The following is a 20,614-nucleotide window of genomic DNA, read 5'->3' on the forward strand; positions in this document are numbered from 1 at the left end:
CGGTATTAAATAACAGGCTTGGGCTGTCACATCTGTGATGGCCCTGCCAAGAAAATCATGGCTCTATTTGATGGATGAAGTGGCTCTATTCTATGAAAAAGGGTGCTCTATCCGATGACTATATGCACGCAATAATCTAAGCCATCTCTTGGCGTCAGTTACGCATGTAACAGTGCACTCCATATCATTCATCGAATTTTCGATAGTTTCCCGAATATTGTGAGGGTAAGCCACGCCGGTGGCTTCCATGATTATTATTTCAGGATCCAGGTCATTGATAATTTTGTGGAGTCCCAATATCAGTTCTCCCGACATTGTGCAACAGACGCACCCTGAAAAAATGTTTGCCACTTCGTATCCACCTGAGGAAATCATCTTGTCATCTACGCTTATTTCTCCGATTTCATTTTCCACTATGACGACCTTGGAAAGGTGGTGGAGATCATCTCCAACGATATATTTTGCCAGTTGCATTAATATGCTTGTCTTTCCTGAACCGAGAAATCCTCCAAGAATAAGTATTTTCATCTTTTGTACCTGCCTTATATCTTATGGATCATTTATATACAATCTTGCTGAGTTTATTTGCTTCGTCAAGGATCCATCCGTTTACTTTCTGTACATCCGGGTCCATATAATCCAATGAAGTCACCATCCCGCTGAATATGAATCCACCGTCAGTTGAAAGGTCTTCAAAACTTTTTCGCACTTGATCTCTTACTTCTTCCTCATCCACATTCGGCCAATTTACCGGCATACGATATTCAAATCCTCCATTTATAGCAAGTTTTCTCCCGAATTTATTTTTAACAGATACCAGATCATTTTCCGGTTGGGCAGGATCCCACACTGATACCCCAATGTCTACCATTGAGGGTATGAGTTCCTCACATCTTCCACAGTTATGATAAAATATCGGAATGTTTGCTTCGCGGGCAATGTCAAGACACTGCTTGTATCTTGGGACAAATAATTCTTCAAACAGAGTGGGTGAAATAAACGGTTGCAATTTTGAGGCTGTATCATCAAGGATGTAATATCCTTCGGGTTTGTAGTAATGGACCATGTTCTTGGTTATGTAAAGCGAGTGCTCAAGCATATAATCCAACAGTTCTTCCACTTCTTCTTGTTCCTCGTAAATGGCGCATAATCCTTCTGTGAAACCCATAAATCCGATAAACTGTTGAAACAGATCAGCGTATCCCGCTACTACAAATGCGGTCTTGTCGGGATTTTGAACGTATTTGGCCCTGTCAGACCTGGCAGCAGCTTCCCAGTCAAAGCCACTGTAATCCGGAGCTTTTATGACATCTCTCCATTTGGTCACATCTGTTAGAATAAAGTCGTTTGGCTTTGGCAATGCGGCAAAATCGATATCTTCTCCTGTTATAAACGTAACTCCCCAGGGATCGACTCCGCCTCCCGGCCCGCGAAAGCTTCCCAATATGCAGGGGTCGGCCATGGCCATCAAGGGTTCTTGTCCCGGTCCGCCAAAGGGTGCTACTGGCACGTATTCAGGCATTTCTCCCTTTGCGACTCTCAAAAAGTTCTCTTTCGGTGTCAAATGAGTTGTCATAAAAATCCTCCTTTTAATAAAATCAATTATTGTATGCGCTAAAAATTAAGTCAATATAAGTATAACATTAAAATAATTTGAAAAAAAGAGGTTTATATAAAATTGAATAAAAAATTTTATCTACAAAACATTTGTTTTTGATTGAAGGAATTTACTGACATTGATAAAAAAATGTTTTATAATTATTATAATTGTGTGCATAATGATAAAGAACAGAGGTGTAACATTTGAGACTGCCTAAAAATAAAAATGTCAATTTTGCATATTTTCCTGTCATTGCATTTATAGTGACACTGATGCTTCTTGTACAGTTCATGCCAAGTGAAAATTTGCGTTTGGGTCAAAGCGGGTATTACGAAATAAATGACGGATGGACGATCACTTCAGACAACTTTGAAAAGAACAATGTTACTTTGCCGTTTAGTGGTGATTTTAAAAAGAATCAAGTGTTTAAAGCAACCAGAACGTTTGAAGAGGATTTTGTCGATGCTGAAAAACTCAGACTCAGGGCTTCGATGCAGGATGCTAGAGTTTTTCTGGATAAGGTGTTGATTTTTGAAACACCTGAATTTAAAAGCGATATTTTCACAAACCCCAATGCAAGCCTTTGGTATTTGGTAGATTTGCCGGAAGATTTGGCGGGAAAAAGCTTGACTTTGGAAATCAAAACGGATATCAAAGCTTTCTCAGGCTTGATAAACGAGGTGGCAATAGGGGACGGGGATGCTCTGTTGTACGATTTGATACAGAGACAATCTACAGGAATAGTCCTTGCATTGATTTTGATGGTTTTTGGTATTTCAGCTCTTTTACTTTCCTTTTTTATTTCCAATATTTCAGACAACAGATTTTTGTATTTGGGGATATTTGCGATATTTGTAAGTGTGTGGGTATTTTCCGAGGCAAAATTGATGCAGCTGATTACAGGCAACAGATTTTTGATCGGTGGCATCAGCTACATGTTGGTGGCAGCCATACCCGTACCCTTTCTTTTATTTTTGAGGGATACAGTTTTGACTAGATTCAACAAGCTCTTTACATGGATTTCCATGATTTTCATATTGGATCTGATCCTGAATTTAATCCTCCAGTTGACCGGAGTAGCCAGCTTCTTTAATACGATTATCGTAACAAACAGCATGATCCTTGTTTCCATGGTGATGGTCGTAGTGGTCATGTTTGTAGAGTGGGTCAAATACAAAAATAACAATGCCAAAAGATTTTTGGCACATCTAAGTCTTTTGGCAGTAATAGTTTTGTTGGAACTGGTAAAATTCTTCAACTGGAATTTTGATTTTACATCGGTATATAGCAGCGTGGGTACTGTATTGTTTTTCATTCTCCTGGCTATCGATTCGCTTAAAAGTGTGGATATGTTGATTGAAAAAGAGAAAGAAAGAAAAATATTTGAGAGGTTGGCATTTAAAGACATTCTTACCGGTGGGGGTAATAGGGCGGCGTATGAGAAAGATCTGGACAGTATCATGAACGATGACAGAATCAATAAATTCAGATTGATTTTTCTGGACATAAATTATCTTAAAAATATCAATGATAACTTTGGACATCAAGAAGGAGACAGGGCGATAGTAAAGTGTTACAACTGCCTTAAGGACAGTTTTTTGAATCAGGGCAGGGTATACAGGTTGGGTGGAGACGAATTTGTTTGCATAATAGAAAATCCGGATGAGATTTTTTATAACCAGGGAGTAAAACGATTTAGGAATTCATTGGATGACTTTGCGGCTTTGAATCCTTTTAAGATCGATGTGGCCATAGGCAGCGGGGTTTTTGACAAATATGATGAAATAGACATCAAGACATTTTTTAACAATATAGACAAATTGATGTATGAAAATAAAAGGTATCTCAAAAAAAGCAATGTAGTAGAAGGATAGTAGGAGGGATTTAATTGAGTGAAAACAATAATGTAAAAAAGGTGATAAAATATTTAGAAAGTTTAAACATAAAATACAAAATCGTTGAACACCCACCAGTATACACCATAGACGAAATGGATGAACTGGACATTGGCAGAGACGGTGATATAGTCAAGAATCTGTTTCTTAGAGATGCAAAAGGGAAACGCCATTTTTTAGTATTATTGCATAAAGACAAGAAAGTCGATCTTAAAGTGTTCCAGGAAAAGCTTGAAAGTACAAAATTAAGTTTTGCTTCAGAAGAGAGGTTGGATAAATACCTTAATCTTACCAAGGGCTCGGTGACTCCCATGGGGATCATAAATGACGAGTCAAAGAGTGTAGAGGTAGCTATAGACAAGGATCTCGTGGGGAATAAAAGTTTAGGTGTTCATCCCAACGACAATACAGCCACAATTTGGCTTGCTTTTGAAGATATTGTCAAGGTGATCGAAAGCAATGGAAATAAATATACATTGATGGAAATGTAAAAAAGCAGATTCGCAGATATACAAGTTGACTATTTTATGAAAATTAAGGAGGAATTGTTTTGAAAAGGCAAAAAGGTTCTTTGTTGTTGATCGTTTTATTGATATTTGTATTATTCCTGGGTGGTTGCGGATCTGATGGTGGATCTGTTGAAGACGGAGACGGTCAAACATCTCAGGGAAATGATTCGAATGATTCAAATGGCGCTGAAATCATAGTGCTTGAAGGAGCCGGCAATAGTCCATCAAATCTTCTTCATCAAGGCATGGCAATAGAATATGAAGGCCATGTATATCATGTGGATAAAATGTTTGAGGGAAGTATCTGGAAAACCTCCATGGAATCAGGAGAATCCCAATTGCTGCTGGAAGGAACCTTGCATCATTTAAACGTAAATGGGGGACTTTTGTTTGCTGTCGGTTCTGTTGCGGCAGGATCAGATGGTTTGGGTACCGACGGTATATTTATGAGCAACATTGACGGCAGTGGATTTACCGTTTTGAAAGAAGGTTATTTTGGACTTTTGATACTTCAAGATGAATATTTGTATTTTACAGATGTAGTTGAAGGTGGATTGTACCGAATGAAATATGACGGCAGCGAGGAGACTCTAATTCTTGAGAATATTTACGATAATGTGGCAATTTTTAATGACCACATTTATGTTATGGCTGATTTGGACGAACAATATGTATCAAACATATATGAATTATTTCTTGATGGAAGTGGTGAACCGGTCATGATAGTTAATGATGTTTTTGGCGGAACTTTTGATGTTGTAGAAAATGAATTGTTTTATATACTGCGGGACAATATGGGAGATATGCACCGATATGACACGGAAAAAAAGACAGAAAGATTATTTTTAGATACCTGGGTGGATAATTTGAATGGTCAAGGAACTGACTTGTATTATTTCTGGAGTGGTGTTCGAAAAGACAATACTGACAAGGGCCTGTATTACTTTAATGACGAAACTGGTGAAAAAGAAATGATACTTGCCGCTGAGTCGATTTTTGATATAAACATGGCAGGCGGAAAAATCTACTGGCATGATAATGACGCACAACGGAGGATCTCTGTTATGAATATCGATGGAACTGATCGGGAATATGTGGAACAGGCCAACTAGAATTTGGAACTAAAAAACAAGGGTGCGCAAGAGCCCTTGTTTTTTAGTTCCAAATTGTCAAAGGATTTTTATGGTTTTTCCTCTTGGATCCCCCTCGAAATTTTCAATGGCATGTTCCCAGGCTTCAAGCCCTATATCCGCATGATAATAAGTTGCCACTTCGTTTAAATGAGCCAGTGCAATTTTGCCGGTCATCAAAGGGTCGTCATTGGTCACATTTGTATGAGGATCTTCGGTACCATGCTCAAGTTCTATATTCATGCCCTCGTTAAATTCCTCCGGTGTAAATCCTGCGTTGTCAAAATCAATTCCCAATTCTTTCGCTACTGCGTTTGATTCATCCAAAGAAAAGACTTTCATCCAACAATCACCTCCATGATTAGAGTATACCCAGAAAATCCACGAATAAATATCTACCGAAGATTTAGAATAATAAAAAGCCGGATTTATCCGACTTTTGTCATATTAATATTTCTGATATATCCGATTTGTTTCGTACTTTGGTTCGCTGGTTATGTTTAGTCCCAGTTTTTTGAAAATCTTCAAATCAACTTCCGGCAATATGACCGAAGAGTGCAACTCGCACGATTTTAACTTGGGCAGCTGTTCCAAGGCCAATCGGGCATCTTCATTGTGAGCGGCACTTACTGAAAGAGCTATAAGTATTTCGTCGGTATGAAGCCTTGGATTTCTTCCTTGCAGGTATTTGGTCTTTAGGATCTGTATTGGTTCTATTGCCTCGGGCGAAACCAGGTGCAGATCGTGATCCAAATTTCCCAATACTTTGATGGCGTTTAGAATAACGGCTGCCGATGAACCTAAAAGCTCGGATGTTTTTCCGGTTATGATTCTACCGTCTGACAACTGGATGGCTACAGCCGGGTTGCCGGTTTCTTCAGCCCTGTCAAGAGCAGCTTTAACAACTTTTCTATCGTCTTCCGAAATGGAGGCCTGCTTCATCAGCAATTCAAGCTTGTAAAGAATCTCTTTTGTTCCGGTCCCTCTTTTAAAGTCCACCAATGCATGATAATATCTTCTGATGATTTCCTGTTCGGCGGCATCTCTGCAAACTTCATCGTCCATAATGCAGTTGCCGGCCATATTTACACCCATGTCTGTCGGGGACTTGTAAGGATTTTCTCCGACTATCATCTCAAAGATTGCATTTAATACCGGAAATATTTCAATATCCCTGTTGTAGTTTACGGTTGCAACGCCGTAAGCTTCAAGATGGAATGGATCTATCATGTTAACGTCATTCAAATCTGCGGTGGCAGCTTCATACGCAATGTTTACAGGATGTCTCAAGGGTAGATTCCATATGGGGAATGTCTCGAATTTTGCGTATCCAGCTTTAATCCCACGTTTGTGGTCATGATAAAGTTGTGAAAGACATGTGGACATCTTTCCACTGCCGGGACCCGGTGCTGTTACGACTACCAAAGGTCTGGAGGTTTCAATATATTCATTTTTACCATATCCTTCATCGCTGACGATATGGCTTATATTGTGAGGGTACCCCTCGATATTATAATGGAAGTAGGTTTTGATATTAAGAGATTCCAGCTTTGATCTAAATTGATTTGCTGAGTTTTCACCTGAGTATTGAGTAATGACCACGCTTCCAACCATAAATCCTCTTTGCTGAAAAGCATCTATCAACCTCAAGACATCATCTTCATACGTTATTCCCAAATCTCCCCGTATTTTATTGCTTTCGATGGCATCAGCACTGATGACAACTATTATTTCCGTTTGTTCTTTTAATTGGTCTAGCATTTTTAGCTTGCTGTCCGGTTGGAACCCTGGAAGTACCCTCGAACAGTGGTAGTCGTCAAAAAGCTTGCCTCCAAATTCAAGATATAGTTTGTTATCAAACATTTCTATCCTTTTTTTTATGTGTTCGGACTGGGTCTGTTTGTATTTTTCATGATCGAAACCTATTTTCATTCTGCATCTCCTTGTCAATAATCATTCCTCAAAAGTATACCATCTCTAACATTGGTTTTCAAAGGAAACGTTGAAGAAATATCAAATATCATTTGTCAAATTCACCGGCATTATTATTTCATTGTAATTATACAGGGCATTTTCATTTTTTTCTGAAAATAATATCCTGCCGTAAACATTTCCGTTGAAAGTGTAACCTTTGGATGATGCAAAATCATGCATTGAATCTAAAGTAGCATTTGATATGAATTCTCCCTCTAGCAACTTCACGTACATGTACACGGCTTTTGAAGCTTGAATACATTGGATGTTGGAGGGGAGTTTGATTTTGAGTTTATGGATATCCGGGATGGAAATGGCCAAGCCAAAATCAAAATCAAAGTGATCATGGGTAGTTGGTTTATACCCTGTCAAACTGAATGAGAAGAAAGTGAAAGGAAGCAAATTCATCCATTGCTTTACCGTTTTGGCGGTCTTGCTGTCTTTTATAAGAACATTCTCTTTAGTTTGACAAATTCTATACATACCTTCAAAATCATCTAATTCACATTTGTGTAAATTCCGGTGCAGTTTTTCACAAATGTCCAAGGTTTCGTTGGATTTCTCAAGAAGTCCATTTAATCGCTCGATTTCTAAAGCTAGATCTTTGCTGGTTTTGGTAAAAACCTCGGCCACTTTTTCTAGACTTCCTTCATTAGTCAGTTCAATGGTTTCGTTTAATGGTATGTCAAAACTTCTGAACCATCTGCTTCTCAGGATATTTCTGCAGTCAAGGTCTCCAAAAAGTCTGTAACTGGAGTTGTCTTCTTTTAGTGGCTTTATTATCCCCAGCTTTTCATAGTGTCTTAGAGTGTCTGCTGTTACACCGAGCATTTTTGAGTATTCACCGATTTTATATTTCATCTTTAATCCCTCCACTGATGGTTAATATTATACAAAAAAGAATCGACAAGATAAATAAATATTTAACAAATAAGTTGACTTTGGTGTAAGACCAAGGTTTATTATTTAGGCAAAAGCTTGGTAAACAAGAAAAAACAAGGGGGAAAAGTAATGCAGATCAAAAGTAAAGTATCAAAAATCATGGTTCTTATTTTAGCGATGACTCTGGTTTTGACGTGGTTTTCCGGATGCAGTCAAAATGCAGAAAACAGCTATAAAGCAGGAACATATACGGCTGAGGTAGACGGACATAATGGAACAATAACCATAGACGTGACTTTCAGCGAGTCTAAAATTACCGACATAGCTGTGAAAGATCAATCTGAAACATCCGGACTTGGCGATGCAGCTTTGGAACAAGTATCAGAAAATATTTTATCAGAACAATCGTTGAAGATAGACACTGTATCAGGTGCGACTGTTTCAAGCAGTGCGATGCTGGCTGCAGTTGAAGATTGCGTAGTTCAGGCTGGTGGAGATCTTAGCATGCTCAAGAGTGGAAATAAAGACTCAGCGACTGCCGAGACGAAAAAATTAGAAGCAGACATAGTAGTTGTGGGTGCGGGGGCTTCGGGTATATCTGCTGCCATATCTGCTGCAGATATGGGTGCAAAAGTTATCTTGATAGAAAAAACAGGAGTGATCGGTGGCGCCAGCAACTTGTCATGGGCAGGAAAATTCGTAGATTCATCGGTTGCTATAGAAAATGGATTGAAAGTGGATCAAGAGAAAATGATTACCGATTGGATTGAAAACAATCACTGGAGAGTGGATTCGGCAGCTATAAGGCAATATGTTGCCAAATCTGGTGAGACTTATGACTGGTTGGCTGAAAAGGGATATGTAACTCAGTTTATCAACTTTGCAGGAGAGCAGCTTCACATGCTTCCAGATTATGGAACGCGAGAAGCTTCTTACAAAAGAATGCTTGCAGAATCGGTTGAATCAAACGGAGGTAAAGTTTTTACTCAAACGACTGGGAAGAATTTGATCGTAAATGAAGATGGCGAAGTTACCGGTATCGTTGCCGAACAAAATGACGGCACCATACTTGAAATTACCGCCGATAGTGTAATTATAGCCACAGGTGGTTATGCTGCAAATGCGGAGATGGTGAAGGAAAATTTTGGATTTGAAGGTATCAATGGTGGGTTGGGTCAAAATGTTGGAGAAGGTCTGGAGATGGCCTGGGAGGCAGGAGCAAAGATCCCGGACAATCTTGGTGGGCAAATGCTTCATCAGACATTGGCTAGAGCTACTTCAAATCTTAAAAAGGAATATGAGGGATTCAAGGCAAGTTATCCCATGATGCTGACTTACATGCCGACACTGATGAATGTGAACACGTCTGGAGCAAGATTCAGAGACGAGGCTTTCACATTGAAGGCTGTAGCGGCTGCAAACAGCAGTGCGTTCAACGGCCCATATCATATGGTCGTGATATCAAAGGCACAGATCGATGCATTGGCAGAAGAAGGATTAAATGGGATCGAGGCGCCTGGAATGCCTGGCATGCCTCCTGAGTTTTACTTGGACTTCATTGATGAGTTTACAATAGACAATCCTTGGAAAGATGCAGATGAAATTTTTGACAAAATGGTTGAAAATGGGGATGGATTCAAGGGAGATACCATAGAAGAATTGGCAAAAAATGCTGGAATGGACGAAAAAGTGTTCGTAGATGCTTTCAATCAATATCAGGAAGCTTGTGAAACCGGATTAGACACTGCATTTGGAAAATCATCCGATTTCTTGGTTTCTTACGGCGATGAAGGACCTTACTATGCGATTATCGCAGAGATAAACAACCTGGGTTCAGTAGGCGGACTTTTGGTAAACACCAAATTTCAAGTGCTTGACGATGATAGAGTTCCAGTTAAGGGACTTTACGCTGTAGGACTTGAATCCGAAGGAGTGTTGTTCAATGATACCTATGTTGGAAATGGTGTTGGAATAGGATACGCATTCACATCGGGACGGCTCGGGGGAGAAAGTGCAGCCACTGAAGTATTGGAAAAATAATAAATCATAAATTAGGGGGAGCTCATTTCAAGCTTCCCCTTTAAGATTTATTATTCGTTAAAATTGATCTTAAAGCCTTTTCAAAATCCTCGTTCTGGATTTTAGTTCGCTTCTTAGGTCCTTTCAGGCGATGGCCTGAGTTACGGAGTTTTTTTGCTTCATGCCTCGCATATAAAAGAGTGTCTATATTACAATCATTGTAAACCATGCCGTTTTGATTTAATGGAGTGGCTCCTTTTGCAAGGCACATGGCAGCCAGTCCGTAATCCTGGGTAACTACCACATCATTTTTATCAACCATATTGACGAGGGCAAAATCCACACTGTCAGATCCTTTGGACAGGGTGATGGTTTTGATGCCCGGGATGGAATAGACATGAGAGGTATCACAAAGTATCACACATTCCAGTTCATATTCTTTTACTATTCCAACTGTCAAATCTACAACAGGACATCCATCTGCATCGATCAGAATTTTCATATCGGTCTCCAAATCATTTTTAAATAATTTTATCATAAAATATGATAAGAATGAAAAAGATTGATTGAACAAGGATCTTCGGTTAAAATGATTAAAATTAAACTTTGGCAATCATCGATTTCCATAGAGGAGGTAGTTATGCAAAATTTATTGGATGGAATAACCAAATTTAGGAAAAAAGACTTTGAAGATCACAAGGAATTGTTCAAGGAGCTAGGAAATAGACAAAAGCCTCATACCCTGTTCATATCCTGTTCAGATTCCAGGATAGATCCCAACATGATCACAGGAACCAAACCTGGAGAATTGTTCATAATAAGAAATATTGCCAATATCGTACCGCCTTACAGGGAAAGTGAAGAATACCTTGCCACTACATCTGCAATTGAATATGCGGTGCTCGTGCTGGAAGTCGAGAATATCGTCATTTGTGGACACTCGAATTGCGGAGGATGCGCGGCCAGTTTTAAATCTGCTGAAGAATTGAAAGACATTCCCCATACAAGAAAGTGGCTGGAACTCATAAGACCGGTAAGAGACATGGTTCTTAAAGAAATTTCCGAGAATGAACCTGAAGCAAGAGAGTGGTTGATGGAACAGGGAAACGTGGTGGAGCAACTCAAACACCTTCTTACCTTTCCTTATATTAGAGAAAGAGTAGAGGAGGGTAAATTGAATCTGAGCGGTTGGTATTATATAATAGAGACAGGCGAGATATTTATTTACGACAAGGATTGTGGAGAATTCAAGTGTGAAAATTAAATCCATTTGTTCTATCGCTAATATGCAAAAAAGGGATGAAATGCATGAAATACGATTTTGAAAGCATTGTAGATAGAAGAAACTCAGGATCCTTCAAATACCAGCAGATGTACGAGTGGAACCCCAACGTATCCAAGGAGATCATACCTTTTTCAGTGGCAGATATGGAATTAAAAAATCCTCCCGAGATAATAAAAGGGTTACAGGAGTATCTGGAGGATGTGGTTTTGGGTTACACCAAAGCCACTAGAGCTTATTTTGACTCTGTTATCAACTGGATGAAAAGAAGACACGACTGGGAAATCAGGGATGAGTGGATAGTTGGAGCACCTGGAGTGGTCCACGCATTTTTCACTGCGATCAAGGGATTGACAGAGCCGGGAAATGGCATCATAATAATGACTCCAGTGTATTATCCCTTTTATAGAGCAATAGAATCCAATGGCAGAAGAGTGGTTAAAAACCCCTTGAAAAATTCAAATGGAAGATATGAAATAGACTTTGACGATTTAGAAAGAAAGGCTATGGATCCAAACAATAAAATCCTGCTTTTTTGCAGCCCGCACAACCCTGTTGGAAGGGTATGGACTAAAAACGAACTTGCAAGGGTTTCAGAAATTTGCATAAAGAATGGAGTTTTGGTTGTATCTGATGAAATCCATTTTGATTTTGTGATGCCAGGTTACGATCATAGTGTTTATGCAGAAATTTCTGATGACGCCAGAGAAAATTGCATCGTGTGCACTGCACCGAGCAAGACTTTTAATCTGGCAGGGATGCAAACATCCAACATAATAATACCAAACGAAGAAATTCGAAATAGCTATATTGCCGAAAACGACAAATGCGGGCAATTTACTCTGAATATATTGGGATACAAAGCTTGTGAGATCGCTTATAATAGTTGTGAAGAATGGTTGGAGCAACTTTTGGAATTGGTTCATCACAACCATGTCATCTTAAAAAAATATTTTGAAGAGCATATACCTCAAATCAAAGTTTATGACCTTGAAGGCACTTATCTCCAATGGCTGGATTTCAGAGGCCTGGGGATGAAAGAGAAAGAATTGGAAAATTTCTTGCACCTGAAGGCAGAGTTGTTTTTAGATGAAGGATATATTTTTGGGCGGGAAGGTTCAGGTTTTGAAAGAATGAATCTGGCTTGCCCCACAAAATATTTGGTCGAAGGCTTGAACAGGCTTAAATGTGCACTGGCAGAAATTTAAATTCTGCCAGTTTTATTTTTTTGCTTCTTTCATTAACAGAAAAGTTCTTTGATTTACTCATGGTTCAAGGAAAGAAATTGGGTATAAATTAATTGAGCAATGCATGAAATGGAGTATAATGGAAATAAAGATAATGGAAGAAGGAGCTTATTATGGACAAACAAAAATTCATTCACGAAGATGTGTACAAGTTCATTTTTGAAAACAGCTCTGATGCCATTATGCTTACGACACCCGACGGCAAAGTCTACAGGGCCAACCCGGCAGCATGTGAGATGTTTGGACGTTCTGAGGATGAAATCATATCAGGGGGACGAGATATCCTGGTCGATTCTTCCGATACAAGGCTGAAAAAGGCGTTGAAAGAAAGAATTCAAAACGGAAGCGTAAATGCTGAGCTTACTTTTTTAAAAAAAGATGGAAGTAAATTTCCGGGCCAGGTTTCATCGAACATTTTCAAGGATGACGAGGGGAACATATGGACAACCATGATAATCAGGGATATAACCGGTTTGAAGAAAGCCGAAGAGGCCATGTTGAAGCTCCATGAGGAAACGGCTCAGATGGCAAAAAGTGATTATCTGACTGGGATTTTAAACAGGAGAGGATTTATAGAAAAACTTTATGAAGAAATGGAACGGGTCAAAAGAAATCCCGGAAATATATGTTTGGTGATGATCGATATCGATTACTTTAAAAATATAAATGACCAGTATGGGCATTTGGTCGGGGATGCTATTTTGAAAAATTTTTCCGGATTGTTGGTCAACTTCACCAGACCTTATGATATAGTAGGTCGCTACGGTGGAGATGAATTTATTTTACTCCTTCCGGATACCAGCTATGATGAAGCGCTCATGGTGGCTGACAGAATAAGAGTGATCACTGAAGAACAGGAAATGATCATTGAATCCCGGAGAGTTAAGTTTACCGTCAGCATCGGTATCGCTCATTTTGATCATGAAGCCGATTTGACTTTGGATGAACTGATATCACAGGTGGACGACAACATGTACAGGGCAAAAAAGAAAAGAAACTGCGTATATAAATATGAATGAATTTCGGCTGAGATAAATAGTCTTGGCCGATTCTTTTGAAGATATATTTCGGAAAGGTGATATATGATAAGCGATTGGAAGAAGAAAACGGCCCTTTTTTTATTGAGTCAAAATATTTCCCTGTTTGGATCAATGCTGGTACAATACGCCATCATGTGGTATATAACACTTGAAACAAAATCCGGAGTTATGATGACCATGGCCATCATATGTGGTATGATGCCCACGTTTTTAATTTCTCCCTTTGCGGGAGTTTGGGCAGATCGCTACAACAGGAAGACTCTGATAGTAATTGCTGATTTTTTCATTGCAGCCATTACCTTGATTTTGGCGCTGGTTTTTTATTTGGGTCACGGCAGCATGTGGTTGCTATTTGTTGGACTGGGTTTAAGATCACTTGGAACTGGAGTTCAGACACCTGCGGTTACGGCGCTGTTGCCACAGATCGTGCCATTTGAATATTTGACCAAAGTCAATGGAATGAACGGAAGTCTCCAATCAATGGTCAGCCTTTTAGCACCCATGGCCAGCGGTGCCTTACTTACATTTACACGGATAGAAAGTATTTTTATGATTGATGTGATCACGGCTTCGATTGCAATACTGATACTTGTGGTTTTTCTCGATGTGCCTTCTCATCATAAGGCGATGATCAAGGAAAAAATCAACTACTTTATTGATATGTCAAAGGGTTTGTCTTATATAAAGCATCACAGTTATATCAAGACCATATTCATTTATTGCGCAGTATATTACTTGCTGGTTTCTCCCCTGGCTTTTCTGACTCCTTTGCAGGTTACAAGGAGTTTTGGTGAAGATGTCTGGAGGCTGACGGCAATAGAAGTGACTTTTTCAGTAGGAATGATGTTGGGTGGTTTTTTGATTGCGACTTGGGGTGGATTCGAGAACAAAGTGAAAACCATGACCCTGGCGATTTTTATAATTGCTTTTTCCACTATGGGATTGGGATCGGTCCATTCATTCACAATATATTTGGGGTTCATGATAACAGTTGGAATTGCCATGCCGGTTTTTTATACGCCATTTACAGTGCTTCTCCAGCAAAAGGTTGAATCAGATTTTCAAGGAAGGGTTTTTGGTGTTTTCAGCATGATTTCCACTTCCGTAATGCCTTTGTCCATGTTGTTTTTCGGACCTGTGGCAGATTTTTTGAAAATAGAAACTTTGCTTTTGGTAACAGGTGCAATAATGTTGATCCAGGGGATCATAATGAGTAAAGATAAAGTGCTTATAGAAGCGGGCAAGTAAAATATCGTTTAAAAAGGCTTGGGAAATATTATCACCAAGCCTTTAAAAAAATCAAAACATTTTTTCTGACATTTTATCTATCTCTTCGTTTGTCTTGTCATAAACTCCGGGGAAGGAACTGAAACCCAAACCCTGTGTTAAGCACGGAATAAAGTAGTGTTTACCGCAATTTCTGCAAGCTCTTTCTACTTCTTCGGCTACGATTTCAGGTGTCCATTCCGGAAAATCGATGACGCCGCTGTCCAGATCTCCCATGAAAGTTATTTTTCCTCCGTACTTCTTGATCAATTCAGGGGTATTGTTGGACGTCATAACGCCCTGCCATATATCTATTCCCATTTCGATCATGTAGGGGACCAAAGACGCCGCATAGGAGTCGCTGTGGTGAACAATAAGTTCCACACCATTATCTTTATAGAATCCGTATATTTTTTTATAGGGCTCAAGGAAAAACTCTTCGAACATTTCAGGTGATAAAAATGTTGAAGTCTGACCGCCCCAGTCATCATGATGGAATATGCATTCGGGATGAAGATGGTCTATGAGTTCCTTGGCATAAGCTAATTCGAAATCTACGAGAAAGTCAATTAGCTCGTGCATTTCATCGGGATACTCGTAGTAAGCGGTCAGGGCATTCTCCATTCTCATAAAGTGGTGTGTTTGTTCGAAAAGACCTGGGGCAACAAAGCAGGTCAAGAATTTTTCGTTTCTGTCTACAGCATTTGCAACCTCTATTGCAGGAACCCAATCTTCATCAGAGTACTTCACGTTGGGAGCCTTTACATAGTCGCGCCAATTTTCAATGTCTTTGATCAATATATGCTCTTCATCGTGAACAGGAAAAGAACCCAACTGACCTTCGGGCCATCTGAAGGTAACGCCCCACTCATTTACCACTTCTTCACCAATGTTTGGTCTTTTACGAGCTATGGGAACATTCATGATCATTTCCATAAACTCATATTGCTTGACGAATCTGTCGGGATTTCCACCTTTCATGGTTTCCAACAAATTTTGTTTGATGGTTAACATTTTATCTTCCTCCTTCTAAAATTTAAAATTTTTCTAAATAATACCAGATAATACAAGCTGAATGGCTATGAATATTATAAATGAAATGTATATAATAATATTATCTGTATATAATATTATTATATACATTTGTGTTGGATTTGCAAATATATTGTAAAAAAACTTTATTATCAAATAAGTGGACTTTTAGATGATGCTTACAAAAAAGTAGATGATCATTACCAGTTCAATAAAGATTTTAAGTATGGTGCCACCCAAGATGCCGATGAATGTTCCAAATCCTATTCTAAGAGCCTTTTGTAATTCCGAACCGTTTATAATCTCTATAAACACAGCCCCCGCAAATGGTCCGATAACGACACCCAAGGGACCTAAAAGGATGGGACCCATAACGATCCCAATCATAGTTCCTATCATTGCGCCGCGGCTCCCACCGGAAATTTTAGTACCCAGTACAGAAGAAACATAATCGATTAAAAAAAGTATCAAAAGCACCACAAACTGCAGTAAAAAAAAGTTTGAATCCAAAATAGTGAAGCCGGTGATAAAACCATAGATGAGCATGCCAAGAAAAACCAGAATTGGTCCTGGAAGCAAGGGCAAAACGGTTCCGATCAATCCTGCTATAAAAAAGATTAGAGCAATGACAATACCGGCAAAATTCAAGGTTATTCTCCTTTGCTAATAGAAATTGCTTATTCAATATCTATATACCACCGATGGCAAATTTTAACCAGGAGAATGGCAAGAGAAAATTGGAGTCGGATGAAATCCGTTACAGTATATTTCGAATGACGAAAAAATATGTTATAATATGTCATGCACATATTAATTTCAGAAGGGTGGTTATATTATGGTGAGTCAGTATTTGGATGATACTGATGTTTTAAAGGGGATCGGCGGATGGCTGATTGTAATGATATTGGGATTTTTATGCGGAGTTGCAGCAGTGGCCCATATGGTTTTAGGTTGGAGCGAACTTGGTAGCCAGAGCATATATCTTACAGTTTCAGTGTATCTTGCCTTGGTGCTGGGGGCGATTTTCAGCATTTTATTTGTGGCGGCTTTAGGTGGGAAATCACGATTGACTCAGAGCTTTGCCATAGCAGTGGGAAATTATTTCATATGCTTTGCAATTATTGATTTGTTGTTTTTTGAGGGATTGACGCTGCTGGGTATAGGAAGATTTTTAGGCATTGGATTGTTCTCAGTTATATGGATGTTGTATTTCAGCCTGTCTGAAAGAGTGTCAAATACCTTCATTAAGACCTATAGTAGATCGATGAGATCTTTTTTGACAAACATAGCTTTATGGATTTTTGGAATGTTGGCTGTGATCCATATAGCACTGGTTATCATGGTCAAAGGTGTTTGGCAGACGATTTTGACACTCATACTTCCTGTGGTGTCCGAGATTTACTGGTTTGTAAAAATGTGGATGGACGATGGATTTTTAAATCCTTTTACGGGGATTTTGATAGTGTATGTATTTGCAGTTGCATTGCCGTTTTTCATGACAATTTTGTACGCACCCGAAAGAGACTGACATAAAGCAATTGTATTTATTCCAACACCTGGATTTCCGGGTGTTTTTTTAGAATTCCGGTTAATGATTTGATATTGAAGGAGTGAGATTTTTGGAAAAAAGCTTGTGGGAAAAAAGCATTGAGTTTCATGGGCACGAATGTCCCGGTTTGGCTATAGGATTTAGAGCTTGCGAAATCGCAGAGGAATTTTTTGAGTTGGATTTTTATGAACAGGATGAGATGGTTTGTATCAGTGAAATAGAAACATGTCCTGTAGACGCAATAAGGTTCGTTGCAGGGTGCAATGAAGAAAAGGGAAATCTGATAATCAACAAGACCGGAAATCCGGCATTTTCCTTTAGAGATAATGAGTCGGGGCGGTCAGTCCGTTTAGTTTTTAAAGGTGTTGAGGAAAGTTTGTCTAAAGAAGAAAAAAAGAACTTGATTTTGAATGCACCGAAAGAAGAAATATTTTGGATACAAGAAATTATTTAAATGTTGACAAACAGGGTAAAACTGCAATATGAGAAGGAGGTGACCAAAGATGGAAACTAAAAAAGAATATTATCAAATGGAGATCACAGAAGTGGTCGAAGAGTTTGACTCGAACACAAAAGAAGGCCTTGACGATGAAGATGCTTACAAGAGAAAGGTAAGGTACGGAGAGAACAAACTTGAGAGCGGAGAAAAAGTTTCGGCTTTTAAAATACTTCTGCACAATCTTAATAATATTATAGTATATCTTTTAATAGGAGCTTCAGTGGTTTCCTTTGTGACTGAAGATACGGTGGAAGGGATCGCCATCCTTATAGCAGTGTTGATCGCTGTAGTCTTCGGATTTTTTACGGAATATAAGGCACAAAAATCCGTGGAATCCCTTCAGGGGATGATAGAGAACGTGACAAAGGTCTTAAGATCCGGAAAAATCAAAGAAGTCAATGCAGTCGATGTTGTCCCTGGCGACATCATGTTTTTAGAAGAAGGGGATTCTATCACGGCAGATGGAAGGTTGCTGAAAACAAAAAATTTAGCGTGCATCGAATCTGCATTAACAGGAGAATCAGAGGCGGTAGAAAAAGATGCCGAAATCGTAATATCAGGATCAGCTCCATTGGGGGACAGAATAAACTTGGTCTTTACAGGTTCAGCTGTTACAAGAGGCAACGGATACGCCATAGTAACGCAAACTGGAATGAAAACCGAAATGGGAAGGATCAGCAGTCTGATAAAAGACAGAAAAAAAGAGATGACTCCATTAAACATGGAATTGGATAGATTGGGGAAGATGCTGATCCTTTTTGCAGCATTCTGTGCAGTCTTGGTTGTAGTCCTGGGAATGGTCACAGGTTTGGATCTTCCATTTGTAGTACAGGTGGCTATTATACTTGCCATAGCCGCCATTCCGGAAGCTATGCCTGCGGTATCGACCATAACCCTTGCCAGAGGTATGAAAATAATGGCAGAGCACAAGGCACTTGTAAAAAGTCTTCCGGCAGTTGAAACTCTGGGTTCCACAAGTGTTATATGTACAGACAAGACAGGAACCTTGACGGAAAATCAAATGACTGTAAAAAACGTGTATTTGGCTGATGGCAAAGAATTCAGTATAACAGGAAGCGGATATGATCCAAAAGGGGATATCAAATACGGAGATCAAAAAGTTGAAGTGACCCAAGACGAAAAACTTGAATATTTTATAATTGCCGGATTACTGTCTAGCAACGCTACCTTAAATGATGAAAACGGAAAATATTCCATTATAGGCGACCCAACTGAAGGTGCATTGATAGTACTGGGACAAAAAGCCGGGTTTAAAAAAGAAAAGTTGGAAAAGGAAATCTGGAGAAGGATAGGGGAACTGCCTTTTAATTCGGCAAAAAAATACATGGTCACATCCTATGAGTACGAAGGTGAACCCAGAGCATTTATAAAGGGTGCTCCGGATGTATTGATAGAACTATCGAACAATGATATAGAATCAAAAACAAGATTGGAAGAAATCAATCAAAAATTTGCTGGTGAAGGAATGCGGGTACTGGCAATCGGTGAACTTTCCGGTTATTCTGGAAAAGGAGATGATAAGTCCCTTGAAAAAGCTGTCGGGAATACAGTCATATTGGGACTCGTAGGAATAATAGATCCACCAAGACCGGACGTGGCAAAATCTATATATCTATGTCAAACTGCGGGTATAGAGGTCAAAATGATAACCGGTGATCATCCCAAGACCGCATCTATAATCGCCGAAGATATTGGGCTGAAAGACCATAAAGCAATTATGACCGGAAGAGAACTTGATGAATTTGAAGGAAGAGAAGATTATGATAGAAAAGTTTCAGAGACTTCGGTGTTTGCAAGAGTTTCGCCTGAAAACAAGCTTCAGATAGTTGATGCACTGAAAAGAAGGGGGCATACAGTTGCCATGACTGGAGACGGGGTCAACGATGCACCTGCCTTGAATGGAGCCGATATAGGTGTAGCTATGGGAATCAGGGGAACGGAAGTGGCCAAGGAAGCTGCTGATATGATACTGACTGACGACAAATTTTCAACCATAGTCGAGGCTGCAAGAGAAGGCCGGATAATATTCTCAAATATCAAAAAATACGTTTATTTCCTTTTCTCATGCAATCTCGTTGAAATACTTACAATTCTTTTAAGCATAATTTTCTTTGCACCCATACCCATCCTGCCACTTCATATTCTTTGGCTGAACCTGGTAGTGGATATATTTCCCGCCATGGCCATGGGTTTCGAACCTGCTGAAGAAAATATAATGAGCCAACCACCCAGATCTAAAAATGAAGGATTGGTAGGAAAGAGATTTCTTTACAAGACCATTATCAGCGGATCGATAATTGGAACAGCATCTTTTATTGTTTTTCAAATCATATTATTTCGGGGTGCGTCCCTGGAACTTGCTCAGAGCGTAACTTTTACTATGATGGCTGTATCTCAATTGTTGCATACTCTAAATGTCAGAAGAGAGAAAAAATTTGGTTTGGACAAGACGTTGAAGAAGAACAAGGTTCTCTTGGGAGCGTTGATCCTTTCATTTTCAGCTCAACTTTTGGCCGTATATCTGCCTGTAATGAACAAGGTAATGCATACTGTACCCATTGATCTGAAAAGCTGGATTGTAATTGGAGCGGGAGCACTTTTAACAACTGGGGCAGTTCATCTGGTAAAGAACAAACTGGAGTTAAGATCCTGACATTGTGGAACTGCAA

The 20,614-nt window shown here is 39.3% G+C and carries 19 protein-coding genes; 11 read left to right on the forward strand and 8 right to left on the reverse strand.

The genetic code is table 11. The features are described from left to right. Positions 1-90: 90 nt before the first annotated feature. Positions 91-528 carry a GTP-binding protein gene (locus tag IWB18_RS09780; RefSeq protein ID WP_195683439.1) on the reverse strand — a complete coding sequence of 146 codons (438 nt, stop codon included), beginning with the start codon at positions 526-528 and terminating at the stop codon, positions 91-93. Positions 529-556: 28 nt separating this feature from the next. Next, positions 557-1,576, reverse strand: a complete 1,020-nt coding sequence (locus IWB18_RS09785) for a uroporphyrinogen decarboxylase family protein (RefSeq protein ID WP_195683440.1) — start codon at positions 1,574-1,576, stop codon at positions 557-559. A 227-nt stretch (positions 1,577-1,803) separates the two neighbouring features. Here IWB18_RS09785 and IWB18_RS09790 point away from each other — a divergent pair, with 227 nt between their 5' ends. Genes IWB18_RS09790 through IWB18_RS09800 form a run of 3 tightly spaced genes read left to right on the forward strand, consistent with a single transcriptional unit; the run spans position 1,804 to position 5,116 of the window. After that, on the forward strand, positions 1,804-3,474 hold the full coding sequence (locus IWB18_RS09790; RefSeq protein WP_195683441.1) for a GGDEF domain-containing protein: 1,671 nt from the start codon (positions 1,804-1,806) through the stop codon (positions 3,472-3,474). A 14-nt stretch (positions 3,475-3,488) separates the two neighbouring features. After that, the gene (locus tag IWB18_RS09795) at positions 3,489-3,986 is read left to right on the forward strand and encodes a prolyl-tRNA synthetase associated domain-containing protein (RefSeq protein ID WP_195683442.1); all 498 of its coding nucleotides are present in this window, start codon (positions 3,489-3,491) and stop codon (positions 3,984-3,986) included. Positions 3,987-4,045: 59 nt separating this feature from the next. Next, the gene (locus tag IWB18_RS09800; protein ID WP_195683443.1) at positions 4,046-5,116 is read left to right on the forward strand and encodes a DUF5050 domain-containing protein; all 1,071 of its coding nucleotides are present in this window, start codon (positions 4,046-4,048) and stop codon (positions 5,114-5,116) included. Between the two features lie 57 nt (positions 5,117-5,173). On the opposite strand, the gene IWB18_RS09805 is transcribed toward IWB18_RS09800, so the two are convergent. The 3 genes from IWB18_RS09805 to IWB18_RS09815 all read right to left on the reverse strand — a co-directional run bounded on the left by IWB18_RS09805 (position 5,174) and on the right by IWB18_RS09815 (position 7,969). Beyond that, entirely contained in the window at positions 5,174-5,476 is a 303-nt protein-coding gene (locus IWB18_RS09805) for a DUF5661 family protein (protein WP_207740808.1), read from the reverse strand. A 105-nt stretch (positions 5,477-5,581) separates the two neighbouring features. Beyond that, positions 5,582-7,066 (reverse strand): DUF1846 domain-containing protein, encoded by a 1,485-nt coding sequence (locus tag IWB18_RS09810; protein WP_195683444.1) that lies wholly within the window; start codon positions 7,064-7,066, stop codon positions 5,582-5,584. 81 nt (positions 7,067-7,147) lie between these two features. Next, positions 7,148-7,969 (reverse strand): MerR family transcriptional regulator, encoded by an 822-nt coding sequence (locus IWB18_RS09815; protein ID WP_195683445.1) that lies wholly within the window; start codon positions 7,967-7,969, stop codon positions 7,148-7,150. 150 nt (positions 7,970-8,119) lie between these two features. On the opposite strand from IWB18_RS09815, the gene IWB18_RS09820 reads away from it, so the two are divergent. Further along, positions 8,120-10,030, forward strand: a complete 1,911-nt coding sequence (locus IWB18_RS09820; RefSeq protein WP_195683446.1) for an FAD-dependent oxidoreductase — start codon at positions 8,120-8,122, stop codon at positions 10,028-10,030. 40 nt (positions 10,031-10,070) lie between these two features. Here the strand turns inward: IWB18_RS09820 and IWB18_RS09825 are convergent, their stop codons facing one another. After that, complete coding sequence (locus IWB18_RS09825; RefSeq protein WP_195683447.1) at positions 10,071-10,511, reverse strand: YaiI/YqxD family protein; 441 nt, start codon at positions 10,509-10,511, stop codon at positions 10,071-10,073. Between the two features lie 138 nt (positions 10,512-10,649). On the opposite strand from IWB18_RS09825, the gene IWB18_RS09830 reads away from it, so the two are divergent. The 4 genes from IWB18_RS09830 to IWB18_RS09845 all read left to right on the forward strand — a co-directional run bounded on the left by IWB18_RS09830 (position 10,650) and on the right by IWB18_RS09845 (position 14,826). Further along, a complete protein-coding gene (locus IWB18_RS09830) occupies positions 10,650-11,273 on the forward strand; it encodes a carbonic anhydrase (RefSeq protein WP_195683448.1) in 624 nt (207 codons plus the stop codon). A 44-nt stretch (positions 11,274-11,317) separates the two neighbouring features. Then, positions 11,318-12,499 carry a MalY/PatB family protein gene (locus IWB18_RS09835; RefSeq protein WP_195683449.1) on the forward strand — a complete coding sequence of 394 codons (1,182 nt, stop codon included), beginning with the start codon at positions 11,318-11,320 and terminating at the stop codon, positions 12,497-12,499. Positions 12,500-12,651: 152 nt separating this feature from the next. Next, a complete protein-coding gene (locus IWB18_RS09840; RefSeq protein WP_195683450.1) occupies positions 12,652-13,557 on the forward strand; it encodes a sensor domain-containing diguanylate cyclase in 906 nt (301 codons plus the stop codon). A 63-nt stretch (positions 13,558-13,620) separates the two neighbouring features. Next, a complete protein-coding gene (locus IWB18_RS09845; protein ID WP_195683451.1) occupies positions 13,621-14,826 on the forward strand; it encodes an MFS transporter in 1,206 nt (401 codons plus the stop codon). Between the two features lie 51 nt (positions 14,827-14,877). Here IWB18_RS09845 and IWB18_RS09850 read toward each other — a convergent pair whose 3' ends face one another. Both IWB18_RS09850 and IWB18_RS09855 read right to left on the reverse strand, forming a co-directional pair. Beyond that, positions 14,878-15,858 (reverse strand): uroporphyrinogen decarboxylase family protein, encoded by a 981-nt coding sequence (locus tag IWB18_RS09850; protein WP_195683452.1) that lies wholly within the window; start codon positions 15,856-15,858, stop codon positions 14,878-14,880. A 186-nt stretch (positions 15,859-16,044) separates the two neighbouring features. Then, complete coding sequence (locus IWB18_RS09855) at positions 16,045-16,524, reverse strand: DUF456 domain-containing protein (protein ID WP_195683453.1); 480 nt, start codon at positions 16,522-16,524, stop codon at positions 16,045-16,047. A gap of 187 nt (positions 16,525-16,711) precedes the next feature. Here IWB18_RS09855 and IWB18_RS09860 point away from each other — a divergent pair, with 187 nt between their 5' ends. The 3 genes from IWB18_RS09860 to IWB18_RS09870 all read left to right on the forward strand — a co-directional run bounded on the left by IWB18_RS09860 (position 16,712) and on the right by IWB18_RS09870 (position 20,598). After that, positions 16,712-17,404: a DUF2569 family protein gene (locus tag IWB18_RS09860; RefSeq protein WP_195683454.1), complete on the forward strand. Its 693-nt coding sequence runs from the start codon at positions 16,712-16,714 to the stop codon at positions 17,402-17,404. A 91-nt stretch (positions 17,405-17,495) separates the two neighbouring features. Next, positions 17,496-17,879, forward strand: a complete 384-nt coding sequence (locus IWB18_RS09865) for a formylmethanofuran dehydrogenase subunit E family protein (RefSeq protein WP_195683455.1) — start codon at positions 17,496-17,498, stop codon at positions 17,877-17,879. A 49-nt stretch (positions 17,880-17,928) separates the two neighbouring features. After that, positions 17,929-20,598 (forward strand): cation-translocating P-type ATPase, encoded by a 2,670-nt coding sequence (locus IWB18_RS09870; RefSeq protein ID WP_195683456.1) that lies wholly within the window; start codon positions 17,929-17,931, stop codon positions 20,596-20,598. The last annotated feature ends 16 nt before the right edge of the window (positions 20,599-20,614 follow it).

The organism is Alkalibacter mobilis, from assembly GCF_015594845.1.
Taxonomy (GTDB): Bacteria; Bacillota; Clostridia; order Eubacteriales; family Alkalibacteraceae; genus Alkalibacter; species Alkalibacter mobilis.